Genomic DNA, 15,716 nt, shown 5'->3' on the forward strand with positions numbered 1-15,716 from the left:
TTGTGGAGAAGATATGTCACTAAGTCGGCGTCGATTTCTTAAGCTATTAAGTATAGCTATTAGTGTTTTTATGCTTCCTGCTACGGTTAGAGCAGAGAAAAATGAAGGGTATCCATTATTGCCAATTCCACCTTTATTGGAATCTCATTTTGGTCAACCGCTGTTTCTTACTTTGAAAAAATCTTATTGGTCTTTTAATGGTAGCCACCGCACTAATACTATTTGTTACAATGGTTATTATTTGGGGCCAACCATTCGAGTAGAAAATGGTAGTGATTTGAAATTGGTATATAGCAATCGACTTTCTGAAGAAGTAGCTATGACAGTCAGTGGGTTGCAAGTTACAGGAACTCAAATTGGTGGGGCGGCAAGATTAATGTCACCCAATATTGATTGGTCGCCGGTACTGCCGATCCGTCAACCGGCTGCGACCTGTTGGTATCATGCTAATACACCAGGCAAGATGGCAAGATAAATTCATGATGGCTTGGTTGGTATGTGGATTGTGTCAGATAAAACCAGTAAGAATTTAAATATTCCTAATCATTACGGTGTTGATGATTTTCCTATTATTATGCAAGATAAACGACTAGATAGTTTTGGCGCACGCACTATAAAGCAACAGCTGAAGGTTTTTTAGGTGATACTTTATTAGTTAATGGTGTGCAGGAGCCGTATATTAAAGTTGCTCACGGCTGGCTACGCTTACGGCTGCTTAATGCATCAAATTCAAGGGGTTTATATATTGGAAATCAGTGATAAGCGGCCATTTTAATTTGATAGGTAGTGATCAAGGGCTGCTACCTGCTCCAGTAAGTATCGAAAGATTACCTATGGCGCCTGGCGAGTGTCGAGAAGTGTTGATTGATATGTCCAAAATAGAGTTATTGACGATAACGGCTGGAAGAGCAGCAGGGGTTATGGATCGTATTAAAGGACTTTTCTAACCGTCAACTTTATTAAATTCAACCAAAGTTTTAACCATTTGTTCTTCACGATTATTATCCTTAGTAACAGATAATTTACCAGAGACTCTGGTTAATGACACGAGCCAAATCACATCGACGATCCGTAATCGTGAAGTGATCCTTAGCAAACCTTTTGGCATTAATGGTATGATGCGGGATGTAAATCGTATTGACTTAATCACTCAACAGGGAGCATGGGAACGCTGGACGATAAAAGCGCATGAGCCGCAAGCATTTCATATTGAAGGTGTTCGTTTCAAAGTTATTAATCATAATGGCGTTGTACCAGGGCCGGAAGATTATGGCTGGAAAGATACAGTATGGATAAATGGATACAGTGAATTATTAGTTAATATGCTACAACCGTCTTATGATCATTTTCCTTTTTTGTATTTTAGTCAAAATTTAGAGAAAGCTGATAAAGGCTCAGTTGTGCAGATGGTGATCAATCCATCAGCTTAATTTATTTCTATAATATAGAATATTTTTGTGGCTGATTATAAAAAAAGTAATTGTATTATTTTATGTTTTGTTATTTCGGCGTTATTTATTATTTAAAATTATCTATATAATAGTAATTAATAATTTGATTGTTTTTATAAAAATGTAGATTTATCGAAGAGTGATTGGATTTATTAAATGTAAAATCCAATTTTCTATTATGCCAATATGGTGACTTAATGAATATTAGTTTAATATCAGCAATGGCTGCGCATCAGGTGATTGGTTTGGAAAATAACATGCCATGGGTGTTATCCGGTGATTTAGCCTGGTTTAAGCGTAATACGTTAAATAAGCCTGTTATAATGGGACGTATAACTTATGAATCTATAGGTAGACCTTTACCTCAACGTTTGAATATTATTTTTAGTCATACTGATTCGAGTGATGATAATGGCGTTGTTTGGGTTAACTCAGTTGATGAGGCACTATCTGCAGCAGAAGAAGTAGAAGAAATAATGATTATAGGCGGGGGAAAAATTTATGAATTATTCTTACCTCTGGCGAATTGTCTTTATTTAACGCATGTAGATGCGGAAGTGATTGGTGATACCTATTTTCCTGTTTATGAGCCTAATGAGTGGGACTCTATATTTACTGAATACCATGAAGCAGACGATAAAAATTCTCATAATTATTGTTTTGAAATATTAGAACGTCGCTCACAAAGCTAAGAGATATTCTTGCTGGTAATAAAAAATCGAAGGCTAATACTTCGGGTTTTTATTATTAATTTGAATTAGGGGATGTTAAATATATAAATAAAAATTAAATTTGTATTATTGATTAAATAATTTAAGTCAAATATTTATAAATAAGGGTCTATTCAAATAGCTTTTATAGCTATTATTTTAGTCATATTAAACAAAATTAATTAATTTATTACTTATATTCTATTATCTGTTGCATAGCAGAATACGCATAGTGTTGGTTATCTTTTGGTAAATGCAGGCTGGTGAAAATACTTTTTATCTTTCCAGCGTAATAAAGTTAGTTTTCCTCCCCAGCAACAACCGGTATCAAGCCCATAAATACCTTCAGGTGTTCCTTTTCCTTCAAGGGAAGCCCAATGACCAAAAATAATGGCATATTCTGGTGATATTTTTCGCGGCAGATCAAACCAAGGCTTTAAAGGAAGAGGTGTGTTTTCAGGTTTATTTTTCCAGGTCATGTTTAACTGACCGTCAGGAAAGCAATAACGCATACGAGTTAGAACGTTGGTACTAAAGCGTAAACGGGATAACCCTGTTAGATTAGGTGACCAGTTGTTCGGTATATCACCATACATGGAGTCGATAAATAAAGGATAGCTATCACTACTAAGAATAGCCTCTACTTCTTTGGCACACATCTGTGCTGTTGCTAAATCCCATTGTGTTGTGATCCCAGCATGTGCCATGATGATTTTTTTCTTATTGTCAACTTGTAATAATGGTTGACGTCGTAACCAATTAACTAATTCATCAGCATCAGGCGCTGTCAGTAATTTTTTCAGTTTGTCTTTGGGTTTATTATGGCTAATATTGGCATATACACCGATAAGGTGGAGATCATGATTACCTAGAACCATTCTGACGGATGAGCCTAATGTTTTAATGTAACGTAAAACTTTGAGTGAATCTGGGCCACGGGAGACGAGATCACCGGTGAGCCATAAAACATCCTTTTGTGGTTCAAATTTCACTTGTTTGAGAAGTGTTTTAAGTTCACGATAGCAACCGTGAATATCTCCTATAAGATAAGTAGCCATAATTAGTTTATAACTGTTGGGATAGCAAGACGAAAGACTGGGATATCAACATAAAAATTTTTACCATCATTATCTAACATCACATAATGACCCTCCATGGTTCCCATGGGCGTTTCTATAATAGCACCACTAGTATAACGAAATTCGGCGCTTGGTTGAATGATAGGTTGCTCTCCTACCACGCCCTGTCCTTGTACTTCGGTACGTTTACCATCACTATTGGTAATTAACCAATAGCGACTTATTAGCTGTACCGGTGTGCGGCCGAGATTGCGAATAGAAACCGTATAGGCAAAAACAAATCTGGCTTCTTCCGGTAAAGATTGATTTTCAATATAGACACTTTGAACTTGTATACAGATGTTAGGTTCATTTAGCATAGTGCCCCCAAAGTTTATCACTATTAGCGAGTGGTTTTAGCCAATTTGCTGGCTAACTTGCAATAATTTTCTACTGAAATATTTTCAGCGCGACAATTTGGATCAATACCTAATTGCTCAAAATCTTGCACGCTAAATAAATCACTTAAACTATTACGAGTAGTTTTACGTCGTTGATTAAATGCCTGTGCAGTAATACGACTTAATAATTTGACATCACAAATAGGGTAAGGGTTTGGTTGATGAGGAATTAAACCCACGACAGCTGAATCCACTTTTGGCGCAGGTGTAAAAGCCGAAGGCGGTACTGCTAAGAGAGGGATTATCTGACAATAATATTGCGCCATAACGCTAAGGCGACCATATGCTTTAGTATTTGGTCCTGCGATTAAGCGATTTACAATCTCTTTTTGTAGCATAAAATTCATGTCAGCAATAGCATTAGTATATGTAAAAAGATGGAACATTAGCGGAGTTGAAATATTGTAAGGAAGATTACCGAACACTCTAAGGGGTTGACCTTTTTCTTTCGCTATTGTGCTAAAATCAATCGTCATTGCATCGTTTGGTATAATTGTTAGTTTGGCACTCAGCGCAGGGTTTGTCACTAAACGGGCGGCAAGATCACGATCTAACTCGATTACCGTCATATTCTCTATAAGTGCACTAATAGGTAATGTTAGGGCGCCTAGACCCGGGCCAATTTCAACAATAGCTTGATCAGGCTTTGGGTTAAAAGCAGTGACCATATTGTCAATAACAAATGGGTCAGTTAAAAAATTTTGCCCAAAGCGCTTACGGGCAAAGTGCACTTGATGGATTCGTTTATTCATTGTTATTTTGTATCATGCTAATAGCTAATTTTAAGGCGGTTATAAAACTGTTAACATCTGCTTGCCCACTTCCTGCTAGCGCGATCGCTGTACCATGGTCAACCGATGTACGAATAAAGGGTAAGCCTAAAGTAATGTTTACCGTGTGGCCAAAACCTTGATATTTTAGCACAGGCAGACCTTGATCGTGATACATAGTTAAAATCACATCAGCTCGTTTCAGATATTTGGGTTGGAATAGGGTATCCGCTGGGAAAGGGCCATAAAGCTCCAATCCTTCATGACGCAATTTCTCAATAACTGGGATGATAGTATCGATTTCCTCATGTCCCATATGTCCGCCTTCGCCAGCATGAGGATTTAATCCACAGATATAAATGGCGGGTGTTTTAATGCCAAATTTATCTTTTAACTCTTCATTTAAAATATAAATAATTTCTTGTAGGCTTTGAAAAGTAATTGCATCGGGAACCTGTCTGAGAGGTAAATGGGTTGTTGCTAGCGCAACACGCAATGTTTCTGTCGCTAACATCATGACGACTTTTTTTGTTTTACTTCTGTCAGCAAAAAATTCAGTATGCCCGGTAAAGGGAATACCTGCATCATTGATAATTCCTTTATGAACAGGGCCGGTAACTAATGCTGAAAATTCACCAGTCATACAGCCATCGCAGGCGCGGCTAAGTGTTTCTATTACATAAGTGCTATTTCGTTTATTAAGTTGTCCTGCTTTCATCGGCGCAGGTAATTTTATTGGTAACACGGTTAATGTTTTGGTAGCTTGGTTGTTATTCGAAGCTCCTGGAGAATAGATAGTTAATCCTAATTCTAAGCCAAGTTGATCTGCTCGGCTTATTAGCAGGTCTGGATCAGCACAAGCAACTAATCTAACCGGCCAATTTTGTTGAGCGAGTTGGATCAAAAGATCAGGACCTACCCCGGCCGGTTCACCGGGGGTGAGAACGATAGTATTAGTTTTTTTTTCCATAAAGATTACTGTGCATCGCTATCATTAAGAATTTTTACATAGGCAGATGCGCGTAGTTCTTGCATCCAAATTTGCGCTTCTTCGTTAAATTTACGATTGAATAATAGACGATAGGCATGATCTTTCTGGGCTACATCGGTTTTATCAATTTGGCGAGTATCTTCCAGCTGAATAAGATGCCAGCCAAAAGAGGACTGGATTGGTTGACTTGTTTCACCTTTATTTAAACGCATTAAATCATCACGAAATGCTGGATCATAAACATTGGGCATATTCCAGCCAAGTTCACCACCACGTAATGCAGAGCCAGGATCTTGTGAGTATTTTTTAGCTGCTTCGGCAAAGGTTATTTGACCTGCTTTAATTTGCTGTGCAATTTGTTGTATTTTTGCATATGCCTGTTCGCTATTCATAATAGGTGAAAGTTTAATAAGTATATGGCGAGCTTTCACTTCAGTAACCGAAATCGGCATATTGCCACTTTGTATATCATTAACTTTTAAGATATGAAAGCCGACACTAGAACGTATAGGTCCAATGATATCGCCTTTTTTAGCATGCTGAATTCGTTGAGCAAAAACGGTTGGCAATTCTTCAACTTTACTCCAGCCCATTTGCCCGCCTTTTAAAGCATTAGGATTGGCAGAGTAAGTAATGGCCAGCTTACCAAAATCAGCGCCTTTCTTTAATTGGGCGATAATTTTATTTACCGTGGCCATTGCTGACTGACTTTGTTCATTAGTTGGATTTTCTGGTAATGGGATCAAAATATGGCTTAACTTAACATTAGCATCTTGGCCAGCTTGTGAATTAAGTTGGGCAGCCAGTGAGTCTACTTCTTGCGGCAGGACGGTTATCCGTCGACGAACCTCATTATTACGTACTTCTGTGATCATCATTTCTCTACGAACATCGCTGTGGTAATTTTGTAAATTGATACCATCCATTGACAATCGTTGCTGTAATTGGCCAACCGTTAATCTATTTTGGGCTGCAATATTGGCAATAGTAGCACCTATTGCTTGATCAGGGATCTGGATCTGCATTTTTTCGGCTATTTGCATAATAATTTTGTCAATGATCAAGCGTTCTAATATTTGGTGACGTAATGCATTTTCATCGGGAATTTGTTGTTCTGCATTTCTGGCGTTTATTCTTACTATATCTAGCATATTATCTACGTCACTTTGTAGCACAACGCCATCATTAACGATAGCAGTCACTTTATCCAATGGTTGTGGCGCAGCTAGTGTGGTAGTGCTGACTGTGAACAACAAGCCAATAATCAGTTTTCTCCAATAATTCATAAAGTTCTCATTTTGTTCGATTATATTAAGGTTTGATCCTATTTCAGGTCTCTTCTATTTGATAGATGAAAATATCAATTTTTTATTAGAAGGCTCGTTGATAAGGTAAAATACCACTAGCGAGCATCTCCTGACTTCCTAAATTATGATTATTATTTAGGCCTCTTAGTTCCACATTGATTGACCAGCGATTATCATAGTCACTATTGAAGTTTTGTTGTTGCCAGCCGACGATTTTATGCTCATAGTCCACATTAATTGACCAGCAGCACGTACTATATTGTAAACCGATTAATCGATAGGCGGGTTGGTTTTCTTTTAGATCATGATAGTATGAGCCAACAAAGCCCCAGCGATCACCTAAAGGCCAACTCACTACCACCCCCATTTGAGAAATTCCTTTTTGAAAGGCTGGTGCTGCGCTTCTAACTGTTGCTTGAATATAATCGCGATCGACAAAGCGGTAACTTAGCTGAATTAAACGATCTGAGTCCAGGCGATATTCGGTAACAACATTTCCCATCGTAATATCCCCCAGCCGTCTATCATACTGGAGCCCACCACGCAGTCCCCAGTTATCTGTTAAGCGTAAATAAGTATCACCGGCCCATAATAATGAACCGGTATTACTTTTATCTTTAATCGGTAAATCGGAATCTTCAGTTCTCGGCCGCTCAAAATAGTATATTTGTCCGACAGAAAAATTAAATCGTTCGGTTAATTCTTCATCATAAATACGCGTAGTGATACCGGTCGTTAATTGGTTAGCTGAAGCGATACGATCTAAGCCGCTATAAATGCGGTTACGGAATAAACCGTTATAGTCAGCCCGTAGCAAGGAGGAATCATAATTATTAATATCACTTTGGTCGCGATAAGGTACATAAAGATATTGCACCCGAGGTTCTAACGTTTGTACATAATTGCTATTTGTTAGCAGGTCACGTTCGAAAACCAGTTTCGCATCTGAAGTTACTGACGGTAAGACGCGAGTAACATATTTTTTTAGCGTGCCATTAGCCAGTTTGTCAGGGATATCCTGATCATAATAAGTTGCCATTACCCTTAAAGTATTGTTAATACTGGCCCAATCATTTGCTAATGGTAGGTTCAATTCTGGCTCGATATGTAACCGAGTGGCATTAGGATTATTGGCCCCAACACTGGTAATACGCGCTGCTTGGGCATAAGTTTTCAGATCAAATGGCCCCAGATCATATTTATAAAAATTTAGGTCTAATTGCGGTTCAGCTTTGTAAGCTTTACTATCCGGTGAATCGACAAAAACCTGAAACTGTTTATGTGTTAAGGTTGCATTCCAGTTAGGTTGTGCATAACCGACACTGAATTTTTGAGTAGCATAGCCGTTAGTACTATTACCATATTTAGAGGTAAAATCGGTGAAATATTTTGGATCACTGACTTTGGTATAATCGATATTAAAACGCCATACTTGATTGAGTACACCCGAATGACCCCAATATAGAAGCCAGCGATCATCGCTATCACGAGCGGGATATTTGCCACTATTTTTATCTTTAATATAACTGCGGTCGTGTTTTAGCCAATCAACGGCAACGGTACCGGTTCCAGCAATCGTCAGATAACGAAACTCGTTATTCAGTTTTACGCCACGGAAGGTCATAAATTGTGGTGTAATAGTTGCATCGTAGTTAGGTGCAATATTCCAGTAAAAGGGTAGAGCAAAGTCTAAACCTGAACCTTTAGAATAACTACCATTCGGTAGTAGAAAGCCGGATCGACGTTTATTGCCAATCGGTAATTGTAAATAAGGGCTATAAAAAACAGGTAAATTAGCAATGCGAAAACGTGCATTCCATATTTCGGCAACTTGTTCTTGGCGATCTAAAATAACTTCTGAGCCAACAACGCTCCAGCTATCATTACCTGGAAGGCAGGCAGTAAACATGCCTTTTTCTAAAATGGTGTAGCGATTTTCACCGCGCAATTTCATTTTATTTGCGTAGCCGCGACCTTGACGCCCCACCATCAAATAGTCACCTTTTTCGACATTGGTATCTTTATTACTAAGATTTGACCATGCCTTTGGCCCTTTTAGGATGATTTGTGGATCATCATAATGTACATTTCCTGTTGCTACTACCGTACGCAATGGGTTTTTACTTGTCGTCTCTGTTTGGGTCAATTTAACTTGATCGGAGGTGAGAGTCTGGTTACCTTGTTGAATATTTACATTACCTTTATACTCGATGAAATGAGGATACTCACCAGCCACATCTTTTGCGGTGATATGGATGGGTAGATCATTGGGATTGCCTTTCACGATGGGTTTAGTATATACCGGTACCCCTAGCATGCATTGTTCTGTTAGATCAGCATGGGCCTGTTGGCTATGAATAGCTATCCAAATCATGGTAGCAAGTAGTGTCGGGTGACTTTTTTTCATCATTCTGTATGTAGTTCCTTCATCGATATTATCGTGTAGGCAAAAGTTCAACAATTAATGTACTTAACGGCTCTTGTCTGTATAAAACCATCAGCTATATATTCAGGTTATTAGGCACAGAGTAGAATGAGTAGTATGATAATGCAAAATTATACTCAGGGCATTGGGGAATTGAGAAGTTTATGTTGTATTGGGGAAAAATGATTGGTGTTATGTTGGGGATCATGTCTGGCACTCATATTTGGGGTGTAATCATCGGTTTCATTATCGGTCATGCATATGATAAAGCATCAGAACAGCAAAATTTAGAGAAAATAGGCACTAAGCAGAGCCGTCAGGCACTTTTTTTCGTCAGCACATTTCAGATTTTAGGCCATTTAACGAAAGCAAAAGGCCGAGTCACTGAAGTTGATATTCAGCTAGCAACAAACCTGATTGACAGAATGCAGTTGCATGGTAATGCCAGAATTTCAGCACAAAATGCATTTAGAGAAGGTAAGGAACAAAATTTTCCTCTAAGACAAACACTGAAAAAATTACGCCGAGCTTGTTTCGGTCGATTTGATCTTATCCAGATGTTTCTGGAAATTCAAATACAAGCTGCTTTTGCCGATGGCGCTTTACATCCAAATGAGCGAAAAGTACTATTTATTATTGCTGAAGAGTTAGGCATTTCACATAATCAGTTTGAACAATTCTTACATATGATGGATGGCGGTCGACGGTTTGAGCATAGTAGTAATTATTCTTATGGTTCCAATCGCTATCGACATACTGCTCAAGGACCAACATTAGCGGATGCTTGTAAGGTATTAGGTGTGCAACCTGATGATGAACAAACCAAGATTAAACGCGCTTATCGTAAATTAATGGCTGAACATCATCCAGATAAATTGGTTGCTAAAGGATTACCACCAGAAATGATGGAAATTGCCAAACAAAAAGCACAATCCATTCAATTAGCTTATGATTTAATTAAAAAAGAGCGTCATTTTAAATAGTATATAATATTAAACTTTAATTGAATAAGTTTTCCAGCTGTTAAAAATTGGCTTTACACGTGAAGTGGATAGGTGACCCATAAATTGGGTGAGTAATGTAAAGCACTTCTGCATGTAATTGTAGGCGTGAAGAGAGTGTTAGCGCCGCTTGATGAGCATAAAATCGATCACTAAATAGGATGACCCAGTGACAGCAAATGAACACGTAGCTGGTGTGAGCGCCTGTAATCGGAATAAGTTTAATTCGTGTTGTTTGTTCTTCATAAGCTAACACTTCGTATTTAGTTTGTGCTTGTTTACCGGTTGTAAAGCACACTTTTTGTTTAGGCCGATTAGGCCAATCGCAGATCAGAGGCAGATCAATAAGTCCTTTTTTATTGGTAATATGGCCCCAAACCCTTGCCTGATAAATTTTTTGTGGCTCTCTTTCATGGAATTGACGTTTTAACTCTTTTTCTGCGCTTTTATTCAATGCCGCGACCATAATTCCGCTGGTTGCCATATCAAGGCGGTGAACGGATTCAGCTGTTGGAAAATCCGCCTGAACCCGTGTCATAATACTGTCTTTATGTTTGGCAGCTTTACCAGGTACTGATAACAAACCACAAGGTTTGTTCACCACAATAATATGCTGATCTTGATAAAGAAAACGTGTAGCCAGGGATCGATAGGCGGATTGTAAAACATATCAGTTGCTCCAACGTGGCCAAAAACTTTATTGTTTTTGGCGATAAATAATTACTGATGGGTAACAATCACCAGGCGCATAAAATCTAATCGCCAATTAGCTTGCTCAATATTGAGCAATAATTGTTGGCGTTCATATTCAATAGCGCTTAATTCATCAGGACGAATATTCGGATTGACAGATTTTAATGCCCCTAATCGCGAATACTCTAACGATAATATTTTATCCGCTTGTGTTTTTGCTTAGGCAATCAATATACTTGCTTCTTTTTCTATCATGGCTTTAGAAAGTTGCAGTATGTTATGTACCTCTTTTTGTAAGGCATTTACCAGTTTACTACCAGTATGGTGGTTCACAGTATTTATCTGACGATTAAAACTTTCAAATTCTACTTGCTTAGCCAGATCATTACCTTTTAAATCCATTAGAATACGAATTGGCGTTGTGGCGGTAAAAAGGGAGTGACTTGTAGATTTTTAGGTGCTTGTGTCTCAACAACATAAATCAATTCAGTAAGTAGTGTACCGACTGGTAAGGTTTTATTTTTCAATAGAGACACAGCACAACCGCCAATTTCGCCAGAAAGGATCAAATCCATACCATTACGAATAATCGGGTGTTCCCAGCTAATAAATTCGGTATCTTCTCTAGAAAGTGCTTGAGTGCGATCGAAGGTAAATAGTACAACCATCTTGCGGTAAGACAGGAAAATCAGGTATCAATATATGTTCCGCAGGCGTAAGAACGATCAGATTATCACTGCGATCTTCTTGGTTAATACCAATGATATCGAACAAATTTAATGAAAAGTTAATCAAATCAATACTATTATCTTGTTCTGCAATTTGGTTGGCTAAATCTTGACCAACTTGACCACCATTAGAATTCATTTCTAATAAGCGATCGCGCCATTGCTCTAATTGGATTTTGAGTTGGTTATGTTTAGCTCGGCAAGACTTAATAAAATCGTCAAAGTTATCAAGGACGGTGGGTTTAGCCAAATACTCAACCAGTTGCTGATAATATTGATCATAAATAGCACTACCAGTTGGACAAGTATACTCAAAGGCATCAAGCCCCTCATGATACCAACGTAGCAAAATAGCTTGGGCAGTATTTTCAAGGTAAGGTACGCTAATTTGGATATCCCGAGTTTGACCGATACGATCCAGACGCCCAATTCTTTGCTCAAGTAAATCAGGATTAAAAGGTAAATCAAACATAACTAACTGGTTGGCGAATTGGAAATTACGTCCTTCAGAGCCAATTTCAGAGCATAGTAATACCTGAGCGCCTTGTTCTTGGGAGGCAAAATAAGCAGCCGCCCGATCCCGTTCGAGTAATGATAAATTTTCATGAAAAACGGCCGCTCTGATCGTTTCTTTTTCTCTTAGCAACTGTTCCAATTGTAAGGCAGTAGTTGTTTGAGAGCAGATAACTAAAACTTTTTCTTGTCGATGAGTTGTTAAGAAATTCTTCAGCCATTCAACGCGGGGATTAAAATTCCACCAAGTTGCATTTTCACCTTCAAATGTCTGATAGATTTGTTCAGGATACAGGATACAGGATACAGGATACAGGATACAGGATACAGGATACAGGATACAGGATACAGGATACAGGATACAGGATACAGGATACAGGATACAGGATACAGGATACAGGATACAGGATACAGGATACAGGATACAGGATACAGGATACAGGATACAGGATACAGGATACAGGATACAGGATACAGGATACAGGATACAGGATACAGGATACAGGATACAGGATACAGGATACAGGATAGAGCATCTCCCGCGCACTGATATTAAGGGATTTCTTAGCATTCATGATGCCAGCAACTTTAATTGCTGTTTGGTACTGTGGAGGTAAAGGTAATTTAATAGCGTGTAATTCACGCCGAGGAAAGCCTTTAACTCCATTGCGGGTATTGCGAAATAGTAAACTGCTCGTGCCATGACGATCCATCAACATGGTAATCAATTCGCGACGCGCTTTTTCACTTTCTTCATTATCATTGTTACTGGCTTTAAGAAGAGGCTCAATATCCTGCTCCTTAATTAATTCTATTAGTAAATTTTGCTGCTTATTATTTAATTTTTCACCAGAAAGGAGCAAACTAACGGCTGCGGCAACAGGGCTATAATTTTGTTGTTCTTCAATGAAGTGTTGATAGCTATGAAAGCGATTAGGATCCAGTAAACGTAGGTGAGCAAAATGGCTCTCTTGACCCGGCTGTTCAGGGGTAGCGGTTAATAACAGCACTGAAGGAATTTGCTGAGCGAGCGTGTCGATAGCTTGGTATTCACGGCTAGGCGACTCTTCACTCCATACCAGGTGATGGGCTTCATCAACAACCATCATATCCCAACTGGCTTCTAGCAGATAATTAAAACGTTTTTTATTGCGGCGAACGAAATTAAGAGAACAGATGAACAGCTGCTCTGTTTCAAAAGGATTCTAACTATCGTGTAATGATTCGGTATGACGGCTGTCATCAAACAGCGAAAACGCAAATTAAAACGACGCAGCATTTCGACTAAACATTGCTGTTGCAAACTTTCAGGTACGATAATCAGTACTCGTTCAATACGTCCAGTAAGTAGCTGTTGATGAATGATCATTCCTGCTTCAATAGTTTTACCTAATCCAGCTTCGTCCGCTAATAAAACATGTGGATGGTGGCGTTTACCTACTTCTTGAGCAATATAAAGTTGGTGAGGGATCAAATTGGCACGCACCTCTTAGCCAACCGGTTTGGTGACTAAATTGTTGGTATTGGAAACACAAGGCGCGATAGCGTAATGCAAAACGATCCATTCGATCAAGTTGACCGGCAAAAAAACGATCTTGTGGTTTATTAAAAGTTAACTTGCTATAAAGAAACACTTCGCGCAGGCTGACGTTTTTTTCATCGGAACCAATACGAGTTCCTGTATAGACAAATACTCCCTAGTCTTGTTGTACATTGTCAACTCCCAACTGCCAGCCTTCATGGCTGGTGATAAGATCGCCTTCATTAAACATAATAAGTGTAATTGGTGCATTATTTATTGAATAAAGGCGATTTTCTCCACTTGCGGGGAAAAGTACTGTAACCATGCGGCTATCAATAGCTACCACGGTACCTAATCCAAGTTCACTTTCTGTATCGCTTATTCAGCGTTGACCAAGAATAAGTGGCATAAATTTTAACTCAGTTTATCCGTATAAATTATGGGTTGTTCATTTTGAAGAGAGTAATTATATTAATTATAAAACAATATCTTACTCTCTTTTTGAAAGGACTGTATCTTAATAAATGCGGTGCCAATAGTCACCTATAAAAATGCTTTTTTATAAGATATTATTATTTATTTGTGTTTTAACGGAGAATATTAAGGTATTAAGCAGATGAAAAAAAGAACAAATCACCATTTTTTATTATTCTGCATCCCACTGTTTTTGCTCATTAATTTATAATATAACTAATATATAAAGAAAATTATATAGATGTTATGGCTAATTTAATATTGATAAAAATAAAGCATAGAAATAAAAATACTATGTTATTTGAAATTTTTTACTGGGGGATAAATATTTTTATCATATGAATTAAAATTATCTGCTTAATTTCTAAAACCCAACTGAATCTAATATATATTAGTATTAAAAATACATCAATATTAGATTAAGATTGGTAGTTAATTAACGTTGCTCTATGATTTCTAAAAAAATAACATTAATCATCATTTTTTAAGATTAAATCAAAGCGGAAGCCATCAACTCTTTCGAATTCTAATTCAAATGGTAAGGTATCTGAATTGACTTCAATTTAATTTTCTACAGCATTATATTCAAAGTAAGTAGCAGTGTTAAATTTAACTATATTATATCTATCATAAATGATAAGATGAGGAACATGTTACATACCACCATCAAGAATATCACCAACTGTTACAAAATCTTTGTCTGAATCGATATATGCTGGTTCGTCGATTCTATGCACGCTGATAAACGCCCGGTAAGGAAAACCATCACCAGTTTTGTTTAAAAAACGAATGGCTAATCATTCTTTGTTATTTGACATATATAACCTCATCTAGTATTTGGTATATTAAAATTTGGCTAATTAGATGCGCATCTATATTTTATATAACACATGAGCTACAATGCTTTAAGTTATATATAAAATCAAATTCAAAATTTTCATTATTAAATTTTGTTATTGTTTTTTATTTATATAAAAATAAAAGTAATAATATAACAGCATGATAAAAATTTTTATATGATTAATGAAACTATTATAATATTTTTAATCTTCAATTATTAATTTTTGAAAGTATAAAATAAACATGGTTATAGTTAATAATAAATTTAGTAGAGTAATTTAATATAACTCTTTAATGATTTTTGATTTTTTTAATAAATTAAAATTAGCTTTATTGTTTTTGGTTAGTTGCTTTCACATATTCGTCATTTTTATTTTTGTAATCACTAAAATAATTATTTAAGTTAGTGATTTTTGTAATTAGTGAGCAACAATCTTAGCTTTTGATAATGATATTATATGTAATGAAATTTTTAGTTTAATATATACATTTATTTAATGAAATTCTGTGCTATTTTAAATGATCTTTTTAATAATTTTTTTATCGATATTATATAATGAATTATTTAATTTTCGTTAAATTTATAGAGTGCTATAACTGCTTATATCTATGTTATTCTTGCTAAAAGCGAAATGAAATAATTAATATTAAGATAAAAAATGATGAAAAAATTATGCTTAGTTTTATTTACCTAATTATTAATTATTTCATATTATTAAAAATAAATAATTATTAACATTTTAAAATGATTTTTTTATATGCTTATATTTTT

10 protein-coding genes and 3 pseudogenes are annotated in these 15,716 nt (G+C 36.8%); 4 read left to right on the plus strand and 9 right to left on the minus strand.

What is annotated here, in order from left to right; all coding sequences use genetic code 11:
* The first annotated feature begins 13 nt into the window (after positions 1–13).
* Both ftsP and folA read left to right on the plus strand, forming a co-directional pair.
* Positions 14–1,430: pseudogene (ftsP, locus tag ARADI_RS11825) on the plus strand (cell division protein FtsP).
* Between the two features lie 218 nt (positions 1,431–1,648).
* Positions 1,649–2,143, plus strand: a complete 495-nt coding sequence (gene folA, locus ARADI_RS11830; RefSeq protein WP_119712171.1) for a type 3 dihydrofolate reductase — start codon at positions 1,649–1,651, stop codon at positions 2,141–2,143.
* Positions 2,144–2,400: 257 nt separating this feature from the next.
* Here the strand turns inward: folA and apaH are convergent, their stop codons facing one another.
* The 6 genes from apaH to lptD all read right to left on the minus strand — a co-directional run bounded on the left by apaH (position 2,401) and on the right by lptD (position 9,155).
* Positions 2,401–3,219: a bis(5'-nucleosyl)-tetraphosphatase (symmetrical) ApaH gene (apaH, locus tag ARADI_RS11835; RefSeq protein ID WP_119712172.1), complete on the minus strand. Its 819-nt coding sequence runs from the start codon at positions 3,217–3,219 to the stop codon at positions 2,401–2,403.
* A gap of 2 nt (positions 3,220–3,221) precedes the next feature.
* Positions 3,222–3,599 (minus strand): Co2+/Mg2+ efflux facilitator ApaG/CorD, encoded by a 378-nt coding sequence (gene apaG, locus ARADI_RS11840; protein ID WP_032114535.1) that lies wholly within the window; start codon positions 3,597–3,599, stop codon positions 3,222–3,224.
* A gap of 23 nt (positions 3,600–3,622) precedes the next feature.
* Positions 3,623–4,432: a 16S rRNA (adenine(1518)-N(6)/adenine(1519)-N(6))-dimethyltransferase RsmA gene (gene rsmA / locus ARADI_RS11845; protein ID WP_119712173.1), complete on the minus strand. Its 810-nt coding sequence runs from the start codon at positions 4,430–4,432 to the stop codon at positions 3,623–3,625.
* Positions 4,425–5,420: a 4-hydroxythreonine-4-phosphate dehydrogenase PdxA gene (pdxA, locus tag ARADI_RS11850; RefSeq protein WP_119712174.1), complete on the minus strand. Its 996-nt coding sequence runs from the start codon at positions 5,418–5,420 to the stop codon at positions 4,425–4,427. Before pdxA ends, rsmA begins: the two co-directional genes overlap by 8 nt.
* Positions 5,421–5,425: 5 nt before the next feature.
* Positions 5,426–6,727, minus strand: coding sequence for a peptidylprolyl isomerase SurA (gene surA / locus ARADI_RS11855; RefSeq protein WP_119712175.1), 1,302 nt, complete (start codon positions 6,725–6,727; stop codon positions 5,426–5,428).
* A gap of 85 nt (positions 6,728–6,812) precedes the next feature.
* Positions 6,813–9,155 (minus strand): LPS assembly protein LptD, encoded by a 2,343-nt coding sequence (gene lptD, locus ARADI_RS11860; RefSeq protein ID WP_119712225.1) that lies wholly within the window; start codon positions 9,153–9,155, stop codon positions 6,813–6,815.
* Positions 9,156–9,337: 182 nt separating this feature from the next.
* On the opposite strand from lptD, the gene djlA reads away from it, so the two are divergent.
* Positions 9,338–10,156, plus strand: a complete 819-nt coding sequence (djlA, locus tag ARADI_RS11865; protein ID WP_119712176.1) for a co-chaperone DjlA — start codon at positions 9,338–9,340, stop codon at positions 10,154–10,156.
* 40 nt (positions 10,157–10,196) lie between these two features.
* Here djlA and ARADI_RS11870 read toward each other — a convergent pair whose 3' ends face one another.
* Together ARADI_RS11870 and rapA (ARADI_RS11875) are read right to left on the minus strand one after the other, a co-directional pair.
* Positions 10,197–10,778: a pseudouridine synthase gene (locus tag ARADI_RS11870; RefSeq protein ID WP_238149427.1), complete on the minus strand. Its 582-nt coding sequence runs from the start codon at positions 10,776–10,778 to the stop codon at positions 10,197–10,199.
* Positions 10,779–10,894: 116 nt separating this feature from the next.
* A pseudogene (gene rapA / locus ARADI_RS11875) lies at positions 10,895–12,403 on the minus strand (RNA polymerase-associated protein RapA); the annotation flags it as partial.
* On the opposite strand from rapA (ARADI_RS11875), the gene ARADI_RS22165 reads away from it, so the two are divergent.
* Positions 12,389–12,658: a DUF1720 domain-containing protein gene (locus ARADI_RS22165; RefSeq protein WP_500782599.1), complete on the plus strand. Its 270-nt coding sequence runs from the start codon at positions 12,389–12,391 to the stop codon at positions 12,656–12,658. The pseudogene rapA (ARADI_RS11875) and the gene ARADI_RS22165 sit on opposite strands and share 15 nt — an antisense overlap.
* Here the strand turns inward: ARADI_RS22165 and rapA (ARADI_RS11880) are convergent.
* Positions 12,642–14,012: pseudogene (rapA, locus tag ARADI_RS11880) on the minus strand (RNA polymerase-associated protein RapA); the annotation flags it as partial. The gene ARADI_RS22165 and the pseudogene rapA (ARADI_RS11880) overlap by 17 nt on opposite strands.
* Positions 14,013–15,716 lie beyond the last annotated feature (1,704 nt).

The organism is Arsenophonus endosymbiont of Aleurodicus floccissimus (genome assembly GCF_900343025.1).
GTDB lineage: Bacteria > Pseudomonadota > Gammaproteobacteria > Enterobacterales > Enterobacteriaceae > Arsenophonus.